General features: G+C 67.0%; 18 protein-coding genes and 2 tRNA genes. 7 read left to right on the top strand and 13 right to left on the bottom strand.

All coding sequences use genetic code 11. From position 1 onward, the window contains the following. Positions 1–1,044, bottom strand: a complete 1,044-nt coding sequence (gene thiL / locus EB836_RS08770) for a thiamine-phosphate kinase (protein WP_135539492.1) — start codon at positions 1,042–1,044, stop codon at positions 1–3. 32 nt (positions 1,045–1,076) lie between these two features. On the opposite strand from thiL, the gene EB836_RS08775 reads away from it, so the two are divergent. Beyond that, the gene (locus tag EB836_RS08775; protein ID WP_135539494.1) at positions 1,077–1,625 is read left to right on the top strand and encodes a DUF3515 domain-containing protein; all 549 of its coding nucleotides are present in this window, start codon (positions 1,077–1,079) and stop codon (positions 1,623–1,625) included. 4 nt (positions 1,626–1,629) lie between these two features. Here EB836_RS08775 and EB836_RS08780 read toward each other — a convergent pair whose 3' ends face one another. From EB836_RS08780 to leuC, 7 genes are all read right to left on the bottom strand, one after another. Continuing rightward, a complete protein-coding gene (locus tag EB836_RS08780) occupies positions 1,630–2,745 on the bottom strand; it encodes a D-alanine--D-alanine ligase family protein (RefSeq protein ID WP_135539496.1) in 1,116 nt (371 codons plus the stop codon). A 92-nt stretch (positions 2,746–2,837) separates the two neighbouring features. Continuing rightward, positions 2,838–3,371, bottom strand: coding sequence for a YbhB/YbcL family Raf kinase inhibitor-like protein (locus tag EB836_RS08785; RefSeq protein ID WP_135539498.1), 534 nt, complete (start codon positions 3,369–3,371; stop codon positions 2,838–2,840). Between the two features lie 8 nt (positions 3,372–3,379). Beyond that, positions 3,380–4,393, bottom strand: a complete 1,014-nt coding sequence (locus tag EB836_RS08790; RefSeq protein WP_135539500.1) for an NAD(P)H-dependent glycerol-3-phosphate dehydrogenase — start codon at positions 4,391–4,393, stop codon at positions 3,380–3,382. Then, the gene (locus EB836_RS08795) at positions 4,390–5,157 is read right to left on the bottom strand and encodes a lysophospholipid acyltransferase family protein (RefSeq protein ID WP_135539502.1); all 768 of its coding nucleotides are present in this window, start codon (positions 5,155–5,157) and stop codon (positions 4,390–4,392) included. The genes EB836_RS08790 and EB836_RS08795 overlap by 4 nt, the downstream gene beginning before the upstream one ends. After that, entirely contained in the window at positions 5,154–6,470 is a 1,317-nt protein-coding gene (gene murA, locus EB836_RS08800; RefSeq protein WP_135539504.1) for a UDP-N-acetylglucosamine 1-carboxyvinyltransferase, read from the bottom strand. The genes EB836_RS08795 and murA overlap by 4 nt, the downstream gene beginning before the upstream one ends. Before the next feature lie 162 nt (positions 6,471–6,632). Continuing rightward, positions 6,633–7,232, bottom strand: coding sequence for a 3-isopropylmalate dehydratase small subunit (leuD, locus tag EB836_RS08805; RefSeq protein WP_135539506.1), 600 nt, complete (start codon positions 7,230–7,232; stop codon positions 6,633–6,635). Positions 7,233–7,248: 16 nt separating this feature from the next. Next, a complete protein-coding gene (leuC, locus tag EB836_RS08810) occupies positions 7,249–8,733 on the bottom strand; it encodes a 3-isopropylmalate dehydratase large subunit (RefSeq protein ID WP_135539508.1) in 1,485 nt (494 codons plus the stop codon). 176 nt (positions 8,734–8,909) lie between these two features. Here leuC and EB836_RS08815 point away from each other — a divergent pair, with 176 nt between their 5' ends. The 4 genes from EB836_RS08815 (at position 8,910) to EB836_RS08830 (ending at position 12,636) form a co-directional block, all read left to right on the top strand. Beyond that, entirely contained in the window at positions 8,910–9,626 is a 717-nt protein-coding gene (locus EB836_RS08815) for an IclR family transcriptional regulator (protein ID WP_135539510.1), read from the top strand. Positions 9,627–9,702: 76 nt separating this feature from the next. Next, on the top strand, positions 9,703–10,461 hold the full coding sequence (locus tag EB836_RS08820) for a DeoR/GlpR family DNA-binding transcription regulator (protein WP_135539512.1): 759 nt from the start codon (positions 9,703–9,705) through the stop codon (positions 10,459–10,461). 172 nt (positions 10,462–10,633) lie between these two features. Further along, positions 10,634–12,331, top strand: coding sequence for a sodium:solute symporter family protein (locus EB836_RS08825; protein ID WP_135539514.1), 1,698 nt, complete (start codon positions 10,634–10,636; stop codon positions 12,329–12,331). Positions 12,332–12,348: 17 nt separating this feature from the next. Beyond that, positions 12,349–12,636, top strand: a complete 288-nt coding sequence (locus EB836_RS08830; protein ID WP_135539515.1) for a hypothetical protein — start codon at positions 12,349–12,351, stop codon at positions 12,634–12,636. Between the two features lie 152 nt (positions 12,637–12,788). Here the strand turns inward: EB836_RS08830 and galK are convergent, their stop codons facing one another. Together galK and galT are read right to left on the bottom strand one after the other, a co-directional pair. Next, entirely contained in the window at positions 12,789–14,081 is a 1,293-nt protein-coding gene (gene galK, locus EB836_RS08835) for a galactokinase (RefSeq protein WP_135539517.1), read from the bottom strand. After that, positions 14,078–15,304 (bottom strand): galactose-1-phosphate uridylyltransferase, encoded by a 1,227-nt coding sequence (galT, locus tag EB836_RS08840; protein WP_135539519.1) that lies wholly within the window; start codon positions 15,302–15,304, stop codon positions 14,078–14,080. Before galT ends, galK begins: the two co-directional genes overlap by 4 nt. 122 nt (positions 15,305–15,426) lie before the next feature. On the opposite strand from galT, the gene EB836_RS08845 reads away from it, so the two are divergent. Together EB836_RS08845 and EB836_RS08850 are read left to right on the top strand one after the other, a co-directional pair. After that, positions 15,427–16,500, top strand: coding sequence for an aldose 1-epimerase family protein (locus tag EB836_RS08845; RefSeq protein WP_135539521.1), 1,074 nt, complete (start codon positions 15,427–15,429; stop codon positions 16,498–16,500). 138 nt (positions 16,501–16,638) lie between these two features. Further along, entirely contained in the window at positions 16,639–17,355 is a 717-nt protein-coding gene (locus tag EB836_RS08850) for a DUF4282 domain-containing protein (RefSeq protein WP_135539523.1), read from the top strand. A gap of 118 nt (positions 17,356–17,473) precedes the next feature. Here EB836_RS08850 and EB836_RS08855 read toward each other — a convergent pair. The 3 genes from EB836_RS08855 to EB836_RS08865 all read right to left on the bottom strand — a co-directional run bounded on the left by EB836_RS08855 (position 17,474) and on the right by EB836_RS08865 (position 19,125). Continuing rightward, positions 17,474–17,546: transfer RNA gene (locus EB836_RS08855), tRNA-Glu, on the bottom strand. A 40-nt stretch (positions 17,547–17,586) separates the two neighbouring features. Continuing rightward, a tRNA-Gln gene (locus tag EB836_RS08860) sits at positions 17,587–17,658 on the bottom strand. Positions 17,659–17,784: 126 nt separating this feature from the next. Then, positions 17,785–19,125, bottom strand: a complete 1,341-nt coding sequence (locus EB836_RS08865; RefSeq protein ID WP_135539525.1) for an alpha/beta fold hydrolase — start codon at positions 19,123–19,125, stop codon at positions 17,785–17,787.

The raw sequence follows: 19,125 nt of genomic DNA on the forward strand, positions 1-19,125 counted from the left end.
TCACTTCCCGAAATGGCTGAAACCGCTCGTCGGCACGGGTGTGCCGTCGAGGCTGACATCGTGTCCGGTGCGGATCTCACCGATTCTCCGCCAGCCTACTCCAGGGTCCTGACTCGAGGCGCTCGACGCGACGAAGCCGTGGTCCTCTCCTCCGTGGAGGACCCAGGACAGGGCGAGGTCCGCTGCACCCGCCACTTCACCGAGCACCTGTTCAGCGGCCGGCAGCAGCGGGTCGACGAGATCCTGCAGCGCCGTCCGGTCGAGCTCGACGCCGACCCCCGAGGCGACGGCGATCCGGGCCAGATCGAGGCTCAGACCGTCGGAGACGTCGATCATCGCCGAGGCGGCCCTCAGACCGAGCAGCGCCCCGTAGTCGGGGCGTGGGGCCAGTTGGGCGGTGATGAGGGAGGCGAGTTCGGGTGCGGCCGTGTCCGGTCGGAGACCGGAGAAGAGGAGGTCGAGTCCGGCCGCGGCCCGACCGACCGTCCCGGCGAGGTAGAGAGAATCTCCCGGTCGGGCGCCGGAGCGCAGAATCGCCGGACCCGTGCCCGGCCCGTCCACACCTGCGGTGCCGACAGCGGCCGCGGTGCTGCCCTGGCCCACGGTCCCGAGTGCGGTGATCGCGACGACGATGAGGCCGGAGGACGACAGATCTCCGCCGATGATCGGCACGGTGGTCTCGAGTGCGGCACCGGCACGCCCCGCCTCGGCGAAAAGACCCGAGTACAGGGCTTCGACGGCGGTGATGTCCGTGTCGTCGGGAACGGCCAGGGACACGAGCAGTCCGTGCGGGCGGGCACCCATGGCGCAGACATCGGCGAGGTTCTGGGCGGCGGCCTTCCGGCCGAGCTTCTCCCATTCCAACCAGTCGCGGGTGAAATCCTCGTTCTCCACCAGCATGTCCGCCGTCGATACGAGCCGACCGTCCGGTGCGGTCACGGCCGCATCGTCTCCGGGTCCGACGATCACGTGAGCGCTGCTCGGGTTGCCAGTGAGCACGCGGGCGATGATGTGTGATTCGCGAAGTTCGGACAGTCGGGTCATGCCTCCAGGTTATCGGGAGATACGGTAGTCCTATGAGATCTCGCTCTGCTTCGCCGCGCCGCGTCTCACAGTCGCCGCGCCGCGCCTCGCGGTCGCCGCATCGCCCGCGCTCTCTGGCCCTGGCCGCCGTGGCCGCCGTATTGGTCGGCGTCGCGCTCTCCGGCTGTGCGCACAAGGTCATCGTCGAACCGGCGAAGGATGCCGCGAACCCGAAGTGTGCGGACATCATGCTCACCCTGCCCGATGAGATCTCCGGGCAGAAGGCCCGCACCACGTCCTCACAGGGCACGAAGGCGTGGGGCGATCCGAACATCGCGGTGCTGCGCTGCGGGGTCACCCCGCCCGGGCCGACGACCGATCAGTGTGTGAGTGTCAGCGGAGTCGATTGGATCTCGAAGCCGTCGGACGACGATGACGATGCGACGTGGATGTTCACCAGCTATGGCCGGAAGCCCGCCGTCGAGGTGCTCGTCAACCGCAAGGCCGAATCCGGCAACGATGTGCTCGCCGCGGTCTCCCCGGCCCTGGCGAAGCTCGAGCCCGAAGCCGAATGCGTCGGCGCCGAGGACGTCGAAGACTAGAGGTTCACTTCGCGCGGGCGTGATCGACGAGCGCGATGGAGATGAGTTCGCCGATGAGCTCGGAGTATTCGACTCCCGACTTCGCCCACATGAACGGGTACGCCGAGGTGGGGGTGAACCCGGGCAGGGTGTTGAGTTCGTTGACGACGACGTCCCCGGTGTCCGTGACGAAGGTGTCGACACGGGCCAGGCCGGTGCAGTCGAAGAGACGGAACACCGCTGCGGCCACGTCCTGCACCGCCTCCGTCGTCATCTCATCGAGGTCGGCCGGGCAGGTGACCTCGGCATCGGCGAGATCGAGATACTTCGCATCGAAATCGTAGAAGGCGTGGTCGCCGGTGACGCTGATCTCCCCCGGTGAGGACACGCGCAGGGTCGTATCGTAGAGCGAGCCGAGCACCGCGCATTCGACCTCTCGGCCGTTGACCTGGGGTTCGACGATGACCTTGGAATCGTGTTCGAAGGCTCCGGCGAGTGCGGCCTCGAGGTCGGCCGCCTCGGCGACTCGGCTCACGCCCATGGACGAGCCGGCGCGGGCAGGTTTGACGAACACGGGCAGGCCCAGGCCGGCGATGCGGGCCTCGACCTCGGCACGGTCGATCTCCCACATCGTCTCGGTCACGAGCTCCCACGGGCAGGTGGGGATCCCGGCCTGCGCCATGAGCGACTTCGTGAAGTGCTTGTCCATGCTCGCGGCCGAGGAGAACACACCGGAACCGACGAACGCGGTATCGCTGAGCTCGAACAGACCCTGCAGCGTCCCGTCCTCACCGAAGCGTCCGTGCAGGAGCGGGAAGAACACATCCACGGAGCCGAGTTCGGAGCAGTTGCCCTCGGCGTCGCGCTGCAGAAGAGGCGCCCCGTCTGCGGCCAGCGGAGGAATCACCTCGGTGCCGTTGTCGGTGACCTCGGGCATGTCCTGGGGGTCGAAGCGCATGCTCGCCCAGTCGTCGACGACCCGCCACACGCCGGTCTTCGTGATGCCGATCGGCAGGACGTCGAAGGCTTCGGCGTCGATGGCACCGATCACTCCGGCCGCGGTGACGCAGCTGACGGAATGCTCGCTCGAACGCCCGCCGAAGAGAACTGCGACGAGGGGCCGGTGATCGTTGTCTGCCATGAGATTCCTTGTTGTGTGGAGCTCCCCCGAACTGGGACCGGAAACGGGGGTGCGCACGCCGTCGAGGTGTGCGCGGACTGAAAGACTCTAGCTCACTTGGCCTCGAAGGTGCATTCCAGCCACGCGCGGCCGATGCCCTTGAAGAACATGTTGAAACCGGCGAAGGCAGGTGAGGCGGATTCGTCGATGCCCAGCGGTTCGGCCAGGGCCGTGACGATGAAGAAGTAGCGGTGCGGGCCGTGGCCTTCCGGAGGGGCGGCACCGACGAAGCGCGGCTCTCCGGCGTCGTTGCGCAGCGTCACGGCACCACCGGGCAGCAGGTCTGCGGCCGGGTCACCGGCGTTGGCGGGCAGGCTCGTCGTCGTGGCGTCGAGGTCGGTGACGACCCAGTGCCAGAATCCCGAGCCGGTCGGGGCATCGGGGTCGAAGCAGGTCACGGCGAAGGCCTTGGTCTCGGCCGGGAAGCCGGACCAGGACAGCTGCGGGGAGACGTCCTCGCCGCCGGGAACACCCATGGCACCGGAGAGCTGGGGGCCGGTGAGCACCCCGCCGTCCTCGATGTCAGTGCTGGTCAGCGTGAAGGTCGGGAGTTCGGGAAGATTGTAGAACGGTGAGTTCGCACTCATGATGCTCCTTAGGCCGGGGGTCCTTCGTGCTTACGCTTCCGAGACAACAGCAAACCGGCGAGTTCGTCAACCCGCAGCTTGCCGGCGAGCACCGCGCACACCGCCTCGGTGATGGGCAGGTCGACGTCGAAGCGGCGGCCCAGGGCGAGCACGGCCGGGGCCGACTTCACGCCTTCGGCCGTCTGCGAGGTGTGGGCGATGACGTCCTCGAGACTCATCCCCTCACCGAGATGGCGCCCGAAGGTGCGGTTGCGCGACAGGGGTGAGGCACAGGTGGCGACGAGGTCGCCGAGCCCGGCCAGCCCGGACAGGGTGTGCGCTTCCGCGCCCATGGCCGCGGCCAGTCGGGAGGTCTCGGCGAGTCCGCGGGTGATGATCGAGGCCTTCGAGTTGTCGCCGAGCTTCTGCCCGTCGGCGATGCCCACGGACAGGGCGATGATGTTCTTGATCGCACCGCCGACCTCCACGCCGACGACGTCGGTGTTCGTGTACGGACGGAAGTACGCGTTCGCGCTGATCTCCGCGACCACCTCGGCGGTGGTGATATCGGCCGATGCCACGACGGTGGCGGTCGGCTGCCGGTCCGCGATCTCACGGGCGAGGTTCGGGCCCGAGACGACGGCGATCTGGTTCTCGTCCACCTCGGCGACCTCGGCGATGACTTCGGACATGCGTTTGCCGGTGTCGACCTCGATGCCCTTCATCAGGCTCACGAGCTTGACCCCGGGGCGCAGGTGCGGCTTCCACCGGGAGAGGTTCTGTCGCAGAGTCTGGGCGGGCACGGCGAGCACGATGACCTCGGCGTCGGTGACGGCGGCGATGTCGTCAGCGGTCGCGGACAGCCCCGCGGGCAGGATGCGCTCGCCGAGGTAGCGGTCGTTCGTGTGTGAGGTGTTGATCTCCTCGGCGACCTCGGGACGGCGGGCCCACAGGGTGACGGGGAATCCGGCGTCGGCGATGACCGCGGCATAGGTCGTCCCCCACGATCCGGCTCCGAGGACCGCGATCTTGTCCACACTCATTCGCCCGTCTCCTTCTCTTCGAATCGCTGCGGCAGTGCACGCTCGGACAGTTCGGCGACCATCCGTGCGATGGTGTCCTTCAGCCGTTTGGACAGCTTCCCCATCGTCGCCTTCTCGGCGCGGTGGGCCCACAGGTCCGAGTAGTCGACGGGCGGTCCGAAGACGACCGTCGACTCATTGCTGAAGGGTTTGAAGCGCAGCTTCTTCTGGCCGCGCGGGAAGATCGTGTTCAGTCCCCAGTGGGCGGCGGGGATGATCGGGGCTCCGGTCTCGAGCGCGAGCCGGGCGGTGCCGGTCTTGAAATGCTGGGGCCAGAGCTCGGGGTCCTTCGTCAGCGTGCCTTCGGGATAGATGACGACGGTCTGCCCGTGGGCCAGGGCGTCTTTCGCGTATTCGAGGGAGTCTCCCGCCGAAGCCGATGACCGCAGCACCGGGATCTGTCCGATCGTCTTGAGAATGAGGCCGAGGGCCCCGGAGAACAGGGTGGACTTCGCGAGGAAGTGCGGCATCCGACCGTTGCGTTTGAGGGCGAGCCCGACGAGGATCGGGTCGAGGTGGTTCGCGTGGTAGGCCGCGACGATGATTCCGGTGCCCTTCGGCGGCAGGTGTTCGATGCCGCGCACGCTCATCTTCGTGGCTGTGCGCATGAGCCCGAAGGCCGCGGTAGCGGCCACGGTGCCCGCCCGGTTCTGAGACCGCACCGAGGCGGGGTCGAAGGAGACCAGGTCGTGGTTGTTCGAGTCCGGTTCGGTGACCGCGCTCATGCGGACACCTCGGCACCGAGTCCGACGAGCTTGTCGAGGAAGTTCTCGTATCCGCGGTTGATGAGTTCGATGCCGTGGACTTCGCTCGCGCCCTGGGCGGCCAGAGCGGCGATGAGATGGCTGAATCCGCCGCGCAGGTCCGGCACGTCGATGCGGGTGCCCTTGAGGTCGGTGGGTCCGGAGACCACGGCCGAATGCTGGTAGTTGCGGCGGCCGAAGCGGCAGGGGGTGCCGCCGAGGCATTCGCGGTAGAGCTGGATCTGGGCTCCCATGTCGCGCAGGGCCTCGGTGAAGCCGAAGCGGTTCTCATACACGGTTTCGTGGATGATCGACAGCCCCTCGGCCTGGGTCATCGCGACGACGAGCGGCTGCTGCCAGTCGGTCATGAAGCCGGGGTGGACGTCGGTTTCGAGGGCGAAGGATTTGAGTTTGCCGCCGGGATGGCGGAAACGGATTCCTGATTCCTGGACCTCGAACTCGCCGCCGATCTTGCGGAAGATGTTGAGGAAGGTGATGAGCTCGGGCTGGCTGGCTCCGGCGACGAAGATGTCTCCCCCGGTGGCCAGGGCGGCCGAGGCCCAGGAGGCGGTCTCATTGCGATCGGGCAGGGCACGGTGGATGAAGCCGCGCAGCGACTCCACGCCTTCGATGCGCACGACCCGGTCGGTGTCGACGGTGATGATCGCACCCATCTTCTGCAGCAGCGCGATGAGGTCCATGATCTCGGGTTCGATCGCGGCATTGCGCAGCTCGGTCACGCCTTCGGCGCGCACGGCTGTCAGCAGCACCTGTTCGGTGGCGCCGACCGAGGGGTAGGGCAGTTCGACCTTCGTTCCCTGCAGGCGGCTGGTCGCCTTGAGCATGATACCGCCGGGAGTCTTGTCGACCTCGGCACCGAACTGGCGGAGGACGTCGAGGTGGAAGTTGATGGGCCGGTCCCCGATATGGCAGCCGCCGAGGTCGGGGATGAAGGCCTGCCCGAGACTGTGCAGCAACGGTCCGCAGAAGAGGATCGGGATGCGCGAGGAGCCGGCGTGAGCGTCGATGTCGACGATCGAGCCCTGCGCGACGTCGGCAGGGTCGAGGTGGAGTTCACCGTCGGGCTGGTCTCCGTCGGGGGCCGAGCTCACACGCACCCCGTGGAGCTCGAGGAGTCCGGTGACGATCTCGACGTCGCGGATCTGGGGCACACCGCGGAGCACGGATGGGGTCTCTCCCAGCAGGGAGGCGACCATCGCCTTGGGCACCAGGTTCTTGGCGCCGCGGACTCTGACGGTGCCGTCCAGCGGGCTTCCCCCACGTACTTCGAGCATGTTCCTCCCTGATTCCGATGATCGGATCCGGGCATGGTGACGCCCGGAGACGGTGCCCGAACGTTGGCCGGGGCACCGTCCTAGACTATCGCAGGCATCGGGTTCCCACCGACTCGCCGAGGCGGGGCCGACCCGAGCCGGAGTCGGCCGCCTCGGCGAGGGTCAGACCTTGGCGGGCAGGGTCTTGGGCTTGAACGCGAACCGGGAGGATTCGTAGGCGACGATGTCCTCTTCCTTGGCCAGGGTGAGGCTGATGTCGTCGTGGCCTTCGAGCAGGCGCCAGCGCGTGTAGTCGTCGATCTGGAAGGGCACGGTGACCGAATCGCAGGTCACTGTCTTCTCCTCGAGATCGACGGTGATGGAGGTGCCCGGCTGGTTTTCGAGGATCTTCCAGATCAGCTCGATGTCGTGCTGTTCGAGCTGCGCGGCCAGCAGGCCCTCCTTGCCGGAGTTGCCGCGGAAGATGTCGCCGAAGCGCGAGGACAGCACGACCCGGAAGCCGTAGTCCTTGAGCGCCCAGACGGCATGTTCGCGTGAGGACCCGGTGCCGAAGTCGGGGCCGGCCACGAGCACGGAGCCGGCCGAGAAGTCCGGGTCATTGAGGACGAAGTCGTCACTGGTCCGCCACCGGTAGAACAGAGCGTCTTCGAAGCCGGTGCGGGTGACCCGCTTGAGGAACTTCGCGGGGATGATCTGGTCGGTGTCGATATTGGATCGGCGCAGAGGAACGCCGACGCCGGTGTGGGTGCTGAAAGCTTCCATGGCTCGTCTTCCTTCTTCAGTCGTTCGCCGAGATCGGGGTCAGGGACAGGCTGAGTCGTTCGTCGGCCCATTCCACGGGTTCGGCGTCCCGCGGCAGGTCGGCGACGTCGCCGGGCGAGGACAGGGTGCCGCGCACCGCGGTGGCCGCAGCCACGAGCGGTGAGACGAGGTGGGTGCGTCCGCCCTTGCCCTGGCGGCCTTCGAAGTTGCGGTTCGATGTCGAGGCGCAGCGTTCGCCTTCGGCGAGCTGGTCGGGGTTCATGCCCAGGCACATCGAGCAGCCGGCGAAGCGCCATTCGCCGCCGAAGTCCTTGAAGATCCTGTCCAGGCCTTCGTCCTCGGCCTGGAGGCGGACCTTCGCCGAGCCGGGCACGACCATGAAGCGGACGTTCTCGGCTTTCTTCCGGCCGCGGACGATCTCGGCAGCGGCCCGCAGGTCCTCGATCCGGGAGTTCGTGCAGGAGCCGAGGAAGACGGTGTCCACGGCGATCTCGCGCAGTGGGGTGCCCGGGGTCAGCCCCATGTAGGCCAGGGCGTTGGCCGCGGCGGTCTTGTCGTTCTCGTCGGTGAAGTCATCGGGGCTGGGCACCGAGGCCGACAGCGGCAGGCCCTGCCCGGGGTTCGTGCCCCAGGTGACGAAGGGTTCGATGTCTTCGGCCTTGAGGACGACCTCGGCGTCGAATTCGGCGCCTTCATCGGTGTAGAGGGTCTTCCAGTATTCGACTGCGGCGTCCCAGTCTTCGCCTTCGGGGGCATGCGGGCGGCCCTTGACGTAGTCGAAGGTCGTCTCGTCGGGGGCGACCATTCCGGCGCGGGCGCCGGCTTCGATCGACATATTGCAGATCGTCATGCGTGCTTCCATCGACAGCTGACGGATCGCCGAGCCGCGGTATTCGAGGACGTAGCCCTGTCCTCCGCCGGTGCCGATCTTCGCGATGATGGCGAGGATGATGTCCTTGGCGGACGAGCCTTCGGGCAGGTCGCCGTCGACGGTGATCGACATCGTCTTGAACGGTTTGAGACTCAGCGTCTGAGTGGCGAGCACATGCTCGACCTCGGAGGTGCCGATGCCGAAGGCCAGAGCCCCGAAAGCACCGTGGGTGGAGGTGTGCGAGTCGCCGCAGACGACGGTCGTGCCCGGCTGGGTCAAGCCCAGCTGCGGTCCGACGACGTGGACGATGCCCTGGTCGGCGTCGCCGAGGCTGTGCAGGCGGATCCCGAACTCCCCGGCGTTCTTGCGCAGGGTGTTGATCTGCGTGGCCGAGGTGGGTTCGGCGATCGGCTTGTCGATGTCCCAGGTCGGTGTGTTGTGGTCCTCGGTGGCGATCGTGAGGTCGGGGCGGCGCACGGGGCGCCCGGCGAGTCGGAGTCCATCGAAGGCCTGCGGGCTGGTGACCTCGTGGACGAGGTGGAGGTCGATGTAGATAAGGTCCGGCGCACCGTCAACACCAAGTGAGACGACGTGATCGGCCCAGACCTTCTCGGCCAATGTGCGTGGCATGGTTCCTCCCGCCGGTGCAGGGGTTCCCTGCACCCGATGTAGATCTGACGCGACGAGGGTCGGCGCGTCGATGAACTGGGTTGTCTGCACTGGAGTGAGTGCGTAAGGGAAATCTACTCGCCCGTATCGCAATGCGAACTTGCATCTCGCCCACTGAGACGCGCACAATGGTGTCTATGACAAGCAATGGTAGCGGCGTCGGGGTCATCGACAAGGCCGCAATGGTTCTCTCCGCACTTGAGGCCGGACCCGCCTCTCTCGCCGAATTGGTGACGCTGACCGGACTGGCACGCCCCACTGCCCACCGCCTGGCTGTTGCCCTCGAATTCCACCGCATCGTCGGTCGTGACCTGCAGGGGCGCTTCGTCCTCGGTCCGCGCCTGGCCGAGCTGTCCTCGGCCGCCGGCGAGGATCGCCTGCTGGCCGCGGCCGGTCCCGTGCTCGGGCAGCTGCGCGATCAGACCGGTGAGTCCGCCCAGCTCTTCCGCCGTCAGGGCGATCTGCGTCTGTGCGTGGCCGCGGCCGAACGCCCCGTGGGTCTGCGCGACTCCGTGCCGATCGGGGCGACGCTGTCGATGCGCGCCGGTTCCGCCGCCCAGGTGCTGCTGGCTTGGGAGGAGCCCGACCGGCTGCACACCGGGCTGCGCGGGGCCCGGTTCTCCGCGACCATGCTCTCCGGTATCCGTCGCCGAGGATGGGCGCAGTCGATCGCTGAACGCGAGCGCGGTGTCGCCTCGGTGTCGGCCCCCGTGCGCGGGCCGAGCAATCGCGTGGTCGCGGCCGTCTCGATCTCCGGCCCCGTCGACCGGCTCACCCGGCAGCCGGGTCGCCTGCACGCGAAGTCCGTCATCGACGCCGCGAGGACGCTGACCGAAGCACTCGTGCGCGGCTAGCCACGCTCCCGAAGCCGCACCCGACCGCGGGCCCGGAGGAACTCTCCTCCGGGCCCGCGGTCTGTACTATGGCCCCATGATCGCCGCTCAGAGACGCAACATCATCGTCGACACGATCGAACGCGATGGAGCCGTATCGATCTCCTCGCTCTCGGAGAAGCTCGACACCTCGGCCGTGACCATCCGGCGCGACCTCGACCAGCTCGCCGATGAGGGGCGGCTCATCCGCACGCATGGCGGCGCCGTGCTGGTATCGAGTGCCCGCGAGTCGAGCTATGCGGAGAAGCTCGAACAGGCGCTGGCAGAGAAGACCGCAATCGCCAGGGCCGCGGCGGCGCATGTGCGCAACGGCGACGTCGTGGCACTCGGCCCCGGCACGACGACCGAACTGCTGGCCAAGGAGCTCGTCGGCCGCTCAGGACTGCGAGTCGTGACGAACTCACTCCTCGTCGCCGAGGCCATGGTCTCCTCCCCCGACAACGAGGTCATCGTCGTCGGGGGAATCCTCCGCCACTCCATCCGAGCCTTCGTCGGCGGCGGGACGGTCTCCCAGCTGCTCGGACTGCGCGCCGACACCGTGTTCCTCTCCGGCAATGGGCTGGCCGCGGACTTCGGTCTCTCGACTCCCGCCTTCCCCGTCGCCGACACGGATCGCGCCATGGCTGCCGGCGCCACTCGCGTCATCGCGCTCGTCGATCACACGAAGATCGGCCTGCGTTCCTCTGTGCTCACCGTGCCCACCGACGAGATCGACCACCTCATCACCGACGGCAAGAGCGAGAAGACCCCGCTCGAGGCGCTGCGGTCTGCAGGCGTCGATGTCGAAGTTGCGTGACCTTCCGACCCACTGTCGACGCCTCCGTCGACACCGGCTTCGACACACCCCCGGACAAGCGATCAAAACTGTTCAGGTTCGATCACTAGCGATCAAGCTCACAATCCTCTAAAGTGTCGGTTTGGGTGGCTCAGACCACAGCCGACCATTCACCGACGCTGTTGGAGGAACCTTGGAAGCAATCCGCTTGGACGCACAGTGGATCGACTATCTGCTGATTGCGATCTACTTCATCTTCGTCCTCGGAATCGGGTGGTTCGCCAAACGCGGGATCTCCTCGAGCATCGAGTTCCTCCTCTCGGGCCGGAGCCTTCCGGCGTGGGTCACGGCTCTCGCGTTCGTCTCGGCCAACCTCGGTGCCGTGGAGATCATGGGCATGTCGGCCACCGGCGCTCAGTACGGCATGCCGACGATGCACTACTTCTGGATCGGAGCGGTGCCGGCGATGCTCTTCCTCGGCGTCGTCATGATGCCCTTCTACTACGGGTCGAAGGTCAGATCCGTACCGGAGTTCATGCGCAAGCGCTTCGGTCCGGGTGCTCACCTGGTCAATGCGCTGTCGTTCGCGGTCGCGCAGATCCTCATCGCCGGCGTCAACCTCTTCCTGCTCGGCACGATCGTCAACCGTCTGCTCGGGTGGCCGCTGTGGATCGCCCTCGTCGTCGCCGCGGTCATCGTCCTGTCCTACATCACCCTCGGCGGACTGACCGCAGCGATCTACAACGAGGTGCTCCAGTTCTTCGTCATCGTCGCAGCCCTTCTGCCGCTGACGATCATCGGGCTGAACCGGGTCGGCGGCTGGGACGGCCTCGTGGAGAAGGTGAGCAACGACGGCATGCTCGGTGCCGAGCAGCTGAGCAGCTGGCCCGGTGAGCAGCTTTCCGGTTTCGCCAACCCCGTGCTCTCGGTCGTCGGCATCGTCTTCGGTCTCGGCTTCGTCCTCTCCTTCGGCTACTGGACGACGAACTTCGTCGAAGTCCAGCGGGCCATGGCCTCGAAGAGCATCAATGCCGCGCGGATGACACCGATCCTCGGTGCATTCCCGAAGATGCTCATCCCCTTCATCGTCGTCATCCCCGGCATGATCGCCGCCGTCCTCGTCACCCAGCTGTCGAAGTTCAAGGAGATCTCCGCCTCCGTCGGCGAGGCCAGCGCCGCCGCCGAGACGGGAGTGACCTACAACGATGCGCTCCTGCTGCTCATGCGCGAGGTGCTGCCCAACGGCCTGCTGGGCGTCGCGATCGCCGGTCTCCTCGCCGCATTCATGGCCGGAATGGCCGCGAACATCTCCGCGTTCAACACCGTCTTCAGCTACGACCTGTGGCAGCAGTACGTGGTCAAGGACCGCGAGGACGACTACTACCTCAAGGTCGGCCGCTTCGCCACGATCGGCGCCTGCATCGTCGCGATCTTCACCGCGCTCATCGCCGGCAACTTCTCCAACCTCATGGACTACCTGCAGACGCTGTTCGGCTTCTTCAACGCGCCGCTGTTCGCCACGTTCATCCTCGGTATGTTCTGGAAGCGGATGTCCGCAACCGCCGGTTGGGTCGGTCTGGTCGGCGGTACGCTCTCGGCCGTCGCGGTCTTCATCCTCAGCGAGACCGGGGTCTTCGACCTGCCGGGCCAGGGCGCGGCGTTCCTCGCCGCCAGCACGGCCTTCGTCGTCGATATCCTCCTCTCGGTGATCGTCACCTTCCGGACGGCACCGAAGCCTGCCCATGAGCTGCGCGGACTCGTCTACTCCGAGACTCCGAAGGCCGACTTCGAGGACTTCAACGAGCCGAAGCCGCCGGTGTGGAAGCGTCCGGTCCCGGTGGCCGGAGCCGCGCTCGTCCTCGTCATCATCCTCAACGTGACCTTCGGGTGAAGGAGCCAGTGAATCCAATGAGCAATTCGAACGAACTGACCAAGACCGCGGGCGCCTTCGACATCCGCAATTTCATCGGCGTGCTGCTGGGGATCTTCGGGATCGTCCTCACGATCGCCGGCATCGTCGACTTCACTCCCGATGAGGCGGAGCGGACGGGAGGCATCGACGCGAACCTGTGGACCGGAATCGGCCTCATCATCGCGGCCGCACTCTTCCTCGCCTGGGCCAAGGTGCGACCGATCCGGATCGTCGAGACCACCGATGACGTCACCGGCACCGAGGCGGCCCCGGACAACGACTGACACTGCAGTTCGCAGCTGGTGCAGTTCAGGGCCCAGCCGCGATGAGGGCGCTCCTCACGCGCATCCGGTGACGAAACCGACGGACCGGCAGGCATCACGCCTGCCGATCCGTCGGTTTCACTGCTGGTTCATGGGGGCAGCCCGGCGCCGGGTCACTCGAACCGGCCGGCTCCTCGTCCCGCGCTGACGGCGAAGATGTCCGGTGCCCGGTATCCGAGTTCGGCGAAGGCCGCGGTCACGGCCTGCCCGACAGCGTCGACTTCAGCAGCGTCGATGAGCGCAATCGCCGATCCGCCGAAACCGCCGCCGATCATCCGCGCCCCGATCGCCCCGGCTCCCAGCGCCGCCGTCACGGCGGCATCGAGCTCGACGCATGAGACCTCGTAGTCATGGGCCAGGGACTCGTGAGAAGCCACCAGCAGATCGCCGATCGCCTGGACGCGAGCGTCATGGTCGGCGCCTGTCGACGATCTGCTGTCTGTGAGGAGTTCGACGGTGGCGCGGACGCGAGCGTTCTCGGCGAGGACGTGGCGCACCCGCTTGCGCTGCTCCTCGGTGAAACCGGTGAGGTCGACATCGTCGGCGAGTTCCCGCAGGCTCTCGACGCCACAGAGTGCGGCGACGTCCTCGCAGGTCTTCCTCCGGGCCCCGTATCCGCTTTCGCTGTGCGAGTGGGAGACGTGGGTGTCGATGACGAGCAGTCTGAGCCCTTCGGCGTCGAGGTCGAAGGGGATCTGGCGGGCGCTGAGGTCGCGGCAGTCGAGGAACAGCGCATGTCCGGCCTCGGTCATGATCGACGCGGCCTGGTCGACGATTCCTGTCGGCGCGCCGACGAAGTCGTTCTCGGCCCGCTGGGTCAGCAGCACCTTCTCCCGGTCGTCGAGCCCGAGCCCAAAGACCTCGTCGAGGGCGATGAGCACCGCCACTTCGAGGGCGTGCGATGACGACAGTCCCGCACCGACGGGGACGGTCGATTCGATGTAGAGGTCGACTCCGCCGACCATCGTGCCGGTCGTCTTGGCGATCTCGTCGACGACGCCGGCCGGGTGGCTGAGCCAGCCGGGCAGCGTTCCGGGGGTCAGCTCTGCAGCCGTGAACTGTCCGCTGACGCGTTCGCCCGATTCGTCGCGGTGGTCGGAGATGATGCGAATGCTCTCCCCGCACCGAGGCGGCTGCGCACTTCCTCTGCCCGTGTCGTTCGAGTGGTTTCGCCCGAGTGCGCCGTCGTCGGCTTCTTCGGTGTTGTGCGCCGGACGCCGTCCGATGGCCACGTACACGGCCCTGTCGATGGCGATGGGCAGCACGAAGCCGTTGTTGTAGTCCGTGTGCTCGCCGATGAAGTTCACGCGTCCGGGCGCGCGGTAGCAGCCGAGCGGCGCATATCCGAAGAGGGTCTCGAACTCCGTCGAAAGGCTCTCGGGGGTCGGTGCTGCTGCGCTGCTCATCGGCTTCTGCCTTCGTTCGAGTCGTCGACCGTGCCGGTCGCATCGGTGTCCGCACTCGGCACGGCACGCAGCCGTGCCGCGGTCTCTTCGGCCGAGACGTCGCCGACGAAGGCCCCCATGGCCGCTTCGGAGCCGGCGAGGAACTTGAGTTTGGCTTCGGCTCTCCGCGGGCTCGTGATCTCGAGGTGGAGCCATTCGGCGTCGCGATCGTCGCTGTTGACCGGCGCCTGATGCCAGGCCGCGATATAGGGGGTGGACGTCGGATAGAGGCCGTCGATGCGCCGCAGCACTTCGGGATAGGTTCGAGCCAGATCGTCGCGTTCGACCTCATCGAGTTCGTCGAGGCTGCCCACCTGCCGGTGAGGGACGATATGGACTTCGATCGGCCAGCGGGCGGCGAAGGGCACGAAAGCGGAGAAGTGTTCGGATTCGAGGACCATCCGCTCCCCCGACTCGCGTTCGAAGGCCAGCACGTCTCCCATCAGCGCCCGGCCGCTCGCCCGCAGATGCTGCCGTGCCCGGGCCGAGGTGATCGCCGTGTGCGGAGTGACATACGGGTAAGCATAGATCTGACCGTGCGGGTGGTTCATCGTCACCCCGATCTCCTCGCCCCGGTTCTCGAACATGAAGACCTGCTCGATGCCCGGCAGGGCCGACAGTTCGGCTGTCCGATGCGCCCAGGCGTCGATGACGGTGCGAGCGCGGGCGGTGCCGAGCTCGGCGAAGGACCGGTTGTGTTCGGAGGAGAACACGACGACTTCACAGCGGCCGTACCCGGGAGCCGACAGTGCGGCTCTCACGGATTCGGCGGTGGCTGCGTCGGCCCCGGTGGCGGTGTCACCGGAACTGAGTGCTGCCTCGGCGAGGGCCTCGTCGACGGTCGTCACGGGCGGGACCTCGCCGAGGTCGGGTCCCAGCGAGGGGAATCGGTTCTCGAAGACGACGACGTCGAAGTCCTCGGCCGGGACTTCGGTGGGCCGAGCGGTCGTCGACGGGCACAGCGGGCAGTCGGCGGCGGCGGGCAGGTGAGTGCGCGACTGTCGGTGCGTGGCCACGGCCACCCATTCGCCGGTGAGCACATCGAAGCGCAGGGCGCCGCTGGCCGGCCGGGATTCGTCGGGACGGGGGTCCGCGGCGATCGTCGGTGCTGGTGAGTCGGGGTCCTGGAAGAACAGGACCTCACGACCATCGGACAGATTCGTCCGGCGATGCGACGCTGGCATCAGACCTCCCAAAAGTTATCATTTTCGATCATAATGCTAACATCCGCCCGCTGCGGCGACGGCGGACGGCGTAGAATATCGGCAACGAATCCTCCCACCGCCATCGCCGACTCCGGAGACCTATGACCACCAGCATCGAACTCGTCTGCAGCGAGTCCACGGCAGTCGTCTCCCCCATCGGTGCGGCCCTGCTCAGCTTCACCGTCGGCGATCGCCCGATCGTGGTGCCGATGGCGGCCTTCGACGGTGCCGTGCTCGCGCCGTGGCCGAACCGGATCGCCGGTGGGCGCTTCGATTTCGACGGGCGAAATCATCAGCTTCCGATCACCGAGCCCGGCAACGATACCGCTCTGCATGGCCTCGTCGCCGACGTCGAGTGGACGGTGACGCAGCGTTGCGAGTCCACCGTCAGCCTCGACTACGCATTGGAGCCTGCGGAGGGTTACCCGTTCGCCTTCGCACTCCGCATCGTCTACGAGCTCGCCGAGGAGGGGCTGAGCGTCCGCGCCCGTGCCCTCAACACAGGGTCGGATCGGGCTCCGTTCGGTTTCGGTTTCCACCCGTGGATCTCTCCCGGCTCGCACTCCCCCGGCGGCCCCGGCTCGCACTCTTCCGGCGGCCGGGGCTCGGGCTCCCCCGGCGACAGGGGCTCGGGCTCCTCTGGCGGCGCAGTCGACGACGCCCAGCTGGTCGTTCCCGCCACGACCTGGCTCGAGACCGATGACCGGCTCATCCCGACCGACGTCCGTCCTTTCGACGACGGCACGGTGATCCCGGCCGACCATGTGGCCGATGAGTCAGCGTGCATCGTGTGCAAGGACTTCCGGGCGCTGCGCACGATCGGTGACACGGTGCTCGATGATGCCTTCGGTTCGCCTCGGCGCGGGGACGATGCATGGTCACGCGCCCGGCTCAAGGGCGCCGACGATCGTGAGGTCATCATCGGGATGGACCCTGGTTTCCGCACCTGGCAGGTGTGCACCGGTGATGGACTCGGCGCGGATCTGGCCCGGCGGGCGATCGCGATCGAGCCGATGACCTGTCCGCCGAACGCATTCGCCGCCGGAATTCCAGGCGAGGACTTCGACATCGTCGCACCCGGAGACGAGCTCGCCGTCGAGTGGAGCATCGGCCTGCGGCCCCGCGCGGGATCCTCGTCGGCGAGTGCGGACTCCGCTCCGGAGGATGCCGTCTGAATCGTCGTTTCTCCTGTCTCTGTCAACATGACGGACGACGTTCCCTCTGAAAGGGTGCCCTGATAGGTTGCGACTACAGGCAGATAGCCAGGGAGTGCAATCCGGACGGACCGCTCTCCATTCGCGAAAGGGACGAACATGTCGACTCCTCAGAATCCGAACGACCCGAACACCGGCCAGCCGAACCCGAACGACCCCAACAGCGGTCAGCCCAATCCGAATGAACCGCTTCCCGAGGGGCAGCCCACCCCCAATGAACAGCTTTCCGAGAGCCAGGGCGCAGGCGCCGGCGATCAGGGACAGGGCCAGGGCCAGGCCCAACAGGCCGCCTACCAGCAGGGAACGTATGATCCCAACGCCTACCAGTCTCCGTCGTACCAGCAGGGCTCCTACTCACAGCCCGGCGCCTATCAGCAGGGCGCGGGCCAGCAGCAGGCCTACGACCAGCAGGCGTATGGTCAGCCGGTCTACGGTCAGCCCGCGTACGGGCAGGCCCCACAGCAGGCACCCGCCCAGGCAGGATTCTTCAAGTCGCTGTTCGACATCCGCTTCGACAACTTCATTGCGGTGAAGTGGGCGGGCTTCATCTACATCATCGCGATGATCGTCGCCGCGCTTTCGTACCTCGGCACCATCGTCGCCGGCATCAGCGCGGGAGTCGTCGCCGGTACGACGGCGAGCTACTTCAACGACGGCCCGAGCTTCAACGTCCTGCCGCTGATCCTCTCGATCGTCTTCGGCTGGATCATTCCGGCGCTGTGGGTCATCGGCGTGCGTCTCGTGCTCGAGCTCATCGTGTCGAACATCAAGACGGCCGAGAACACGAAGAAGATCGCCGACTCCGTCTCCCGCTGAGTCCGCCGCCGCAGCTCGGGCAGATCGCCGCCCCGGGGGAGGCCGGCGATCCTGCCGAGCTCAGGCCCCGTGAATTAGAGTGAGCCCCGCACCGAAACTTCGATGCGGGGCTCAACCGTACCCCCGAGCAGATTCGAACTGCCGTTACCGCCTTGAGAGGGCGGCGTCCTAGGCCACTAGACGACGGGGGCTCAGAACAACTCACCTGGAGACTCCTCCGGATGATGTCCGCTGGGCTACCAGGACTTGAACCTAGACTAAATGAACCAGAATCACTCGTGCTGCCAATTACACCATAGCCCAATGTTTTTCAAGGTCATCCCCGTGGGGATTTTCCCTGAGCAACGAGATATAACTCTACACAAGCACCCCGCCTCACGACAAATTTCCGGGGCTCCTTTTCAGTGTGAGCTTCTTAACACGCCGGCCTCACCCGCGGGCGAGCCCGATGAGCCGGTCGAGGACTCGGTAGCCGTCGGCTCGCAGCCCGTTGTGCTCGTACTCGTTCGTCACCCACGCCTGCACCCCGGAAAGGTGCTCGGCAGTGGCCAGCGAGTGCTCCACGGGCACGTAGGCGTCCTCGTAGTACACCGCCGCAGCACCGCGGACCTCGGCGGCCCGCAGCGCATCGACGTCGTAGAGCCTCGGCCACTGACGAACGGCAACGAGGTCGGCCACCTCGGCGAACGGCGCGAGCTCGGGATCCTCGTGGAGGGATTCGGGCCCGGCATGTTCGCCGGCCAGCAGAGTGGGATCCTCGGCGACGGCGTCGGGCATCGCCCGTCGCGCGGCCCAGTTCGTCACCGTGCCGTCGGCCCAACACGATTCGTGGATGACCGCGTAGAGCGGGTTGCGTCCCGAGAACGGCAGGGACGCGGCCAGATCGTGCCGGAACGCCGCCGAGGCGGGATCGAGGTCGAGCAGATAGTGCAGCTTCTCCGGTCCGTCGGAGGCTCCGAGGAAGTGCCCGAGCAGACGGATCCGCTCGGGCGTCGCGCGTGCTCCTCCGGGCAGGGCGATGCCCTCGCCGGCCGACGCGAGATCAACCAGACGACGCATCTTCTCCCGGTCGCCGGGGAAGGTCCGATAGTGCTGCTCAGACTTGCCGATCATGCCTTCCCACGTCCGCCCGTACACGGCGGCCGGGTCGAGGCCGATCGCCGGCAGACCGCCCGTGAAGTACACCTCGTCGAGCGAAGACGCGTGCGCTGAGACGTACCGCAGGGTGGTGAAACCCCCGAAGGACTGGCCGAGCAGCGACCAGGATTCCACGCCGAGGTGGCCGCGCAGGACCTCTGCATCCTCGACGATCGAGTCGGCTCGGAAGTACGAGAGCGCCTCGGCGATCGCGGCCGGGTCATCGCCGACGGACTCCAACCCGGTGATCGTCCCGTCGACCGAGCCGATCGGGTTCGAGCGGCCGGTCCCCCGCTGATCGAGCATGACGACCTGGAATTCCTCGAGCGCCCGGGCCACCCAGCTGCCGGGGCTCACCGGTGTCACCGGCCGCGGGGCCTCGACGCCGGGTCCGCCCTGCAGAAAGACGAGATAGGGCTTGGTGCTCGCCGGCTCGGTCGCGATGATCCGTGCGAACACGGTCAGCGTCTGCGGCAGGTTGACCGGCGCCGAGGTCATCCCGCCCGAGGTGGCACCCGCCGAGGCGGCCGTCCCCGGTGCATCGCCCGACCGTCCGAAATGGTCGAAGGGCGCGTCGATGACGATATCGGAGAAGTGCAGTCCCCCGCGGGCCCAGTTCGTCTGTTCGACCAT

The sequence above is a fragment of the Brevibacterium sp. S111 genome, assembly GCF_004745075.1.
Taxonomy (GTDB): Bacteria; Actinomycetota; Actinomycetes; order Actinomycetales; family Brevibacteriaceae; genus Brevibacterium.

Bases quoted from the DNA above. Each gene is read 5' to 3' on its own strand.
- thiL (WP_135539492.1), bottom strand. From the start codon at position 1,044: ATGACCCGACTGTCCGAACTTCGCGAATCACACATCATCGCCCGCGTG.
- EB836_RS08775 (WP_135539494.1), top strand. From the start codon at position 1,077: ATGAGATCTCGCTCTGCTTCGCCGCGCCGCGTCTCACAGTCGCCGCGC.
- EB836_RS08780 (WP_135539496.1), bottom strand. From the start codon at position 2,745: ATGGCAGACAACGATCACCGGCCCCTCGTCGCAGTTCTCTTCGGCGGG.
- EB836_RS08785 (WP_135539498.1), bottom strand. From the start codon at position 3,371: ATGAGTGCGAACTCACCGTTCTACAATCTTCCCGAACTCCCGACCTTC.
- EB836_RS08790 (WP_135539500.1), bottom strand. From the start codon at position 4,393: ATGAGTGTGGACAAGATCGCGGTCCTCGGAGCCGGATCGTGGGGGACG.
- EB836_RS08795 (WP_135539502.1), bottom strand. From the start codon at position 5,157: ATGAGCGCGGTCACCGAACCGGACTCGAACAACCACGACCTGGTCTCC.
- murA (WP_135539504.1), bottom strand. From the start codon at position 6,470: ATGCTCGAAGTACGTGGGGGAAGCCCGCTGGACGGCACCGTCAGAGTC.
- leuD (WP_135539506.1), bottom strand. From the start codon at position 7,232: ATGGAAGCTTTCAGCACCCACACCGGCGTCGGCGTTCCTCTGCGCCGA.
- leuC (WP_135539508.1), bottom strand. From the start codon at position 8,733: ATGCCACGCACATTGGCCGAGAAGGTCTGGGCCGATCACGTCGTCTCA.
- EB836_RS08815 (WP_135539510.1), top strand. From the start codon at position 8,910: ATGACAAGCAATGGTAGCGGCGTCGGGGTCATCGACAAGGCCGCAATG.
- EB836_RS08820 (WP_135539512.1), top strand. From the start codon at position 9,703: ATGATCGCCGCTCAGAGACGCAACATCATCGTCGACACGATCGAACGC.
- EB836_RS08830 (WP_135539515.1), top strand. From the start codon at position 12,349: ATGAGCAATTCGAACGAACTGACCAAGACCGCGGGCGCCTTCGACATC.
- galK (WP_135539517.1), bottom strand. From the start codon at position 14,081: ATGAGCAGCGCAGCAGCACCGACCCCCGAGAGCCTTTCGACGGAGTTC.
- galT (WP_135539519.1), bottom strand. From the start codon at position 15,304: ATGCCAGCGTCGCATCGCCGGACGAATCTGTCCGATGGTCGTGAGGTC.
- EB836_RS08845 (WP_135539521.1), top strand. From the start codon at position 15,427: ATGACCACCAGCATCGAACTCGTCTGCAGCGAGTCCACGGCAGTCGTC.
- EB836_RS08850 (WP_135539523.1), top strand. From the start codon at position 16,639: ATGTCGACTCCTCAGAATCCGAACGACCCGAACACCGGCCAGCCGAAC.
- EB836_RS08865 (WP_135539525.1), bottom strand. From the start codon at position 19,125: ATGGTCGAACAGACGAACTGGGCCCGCGGGGGACTGCACTTCTCCGAT.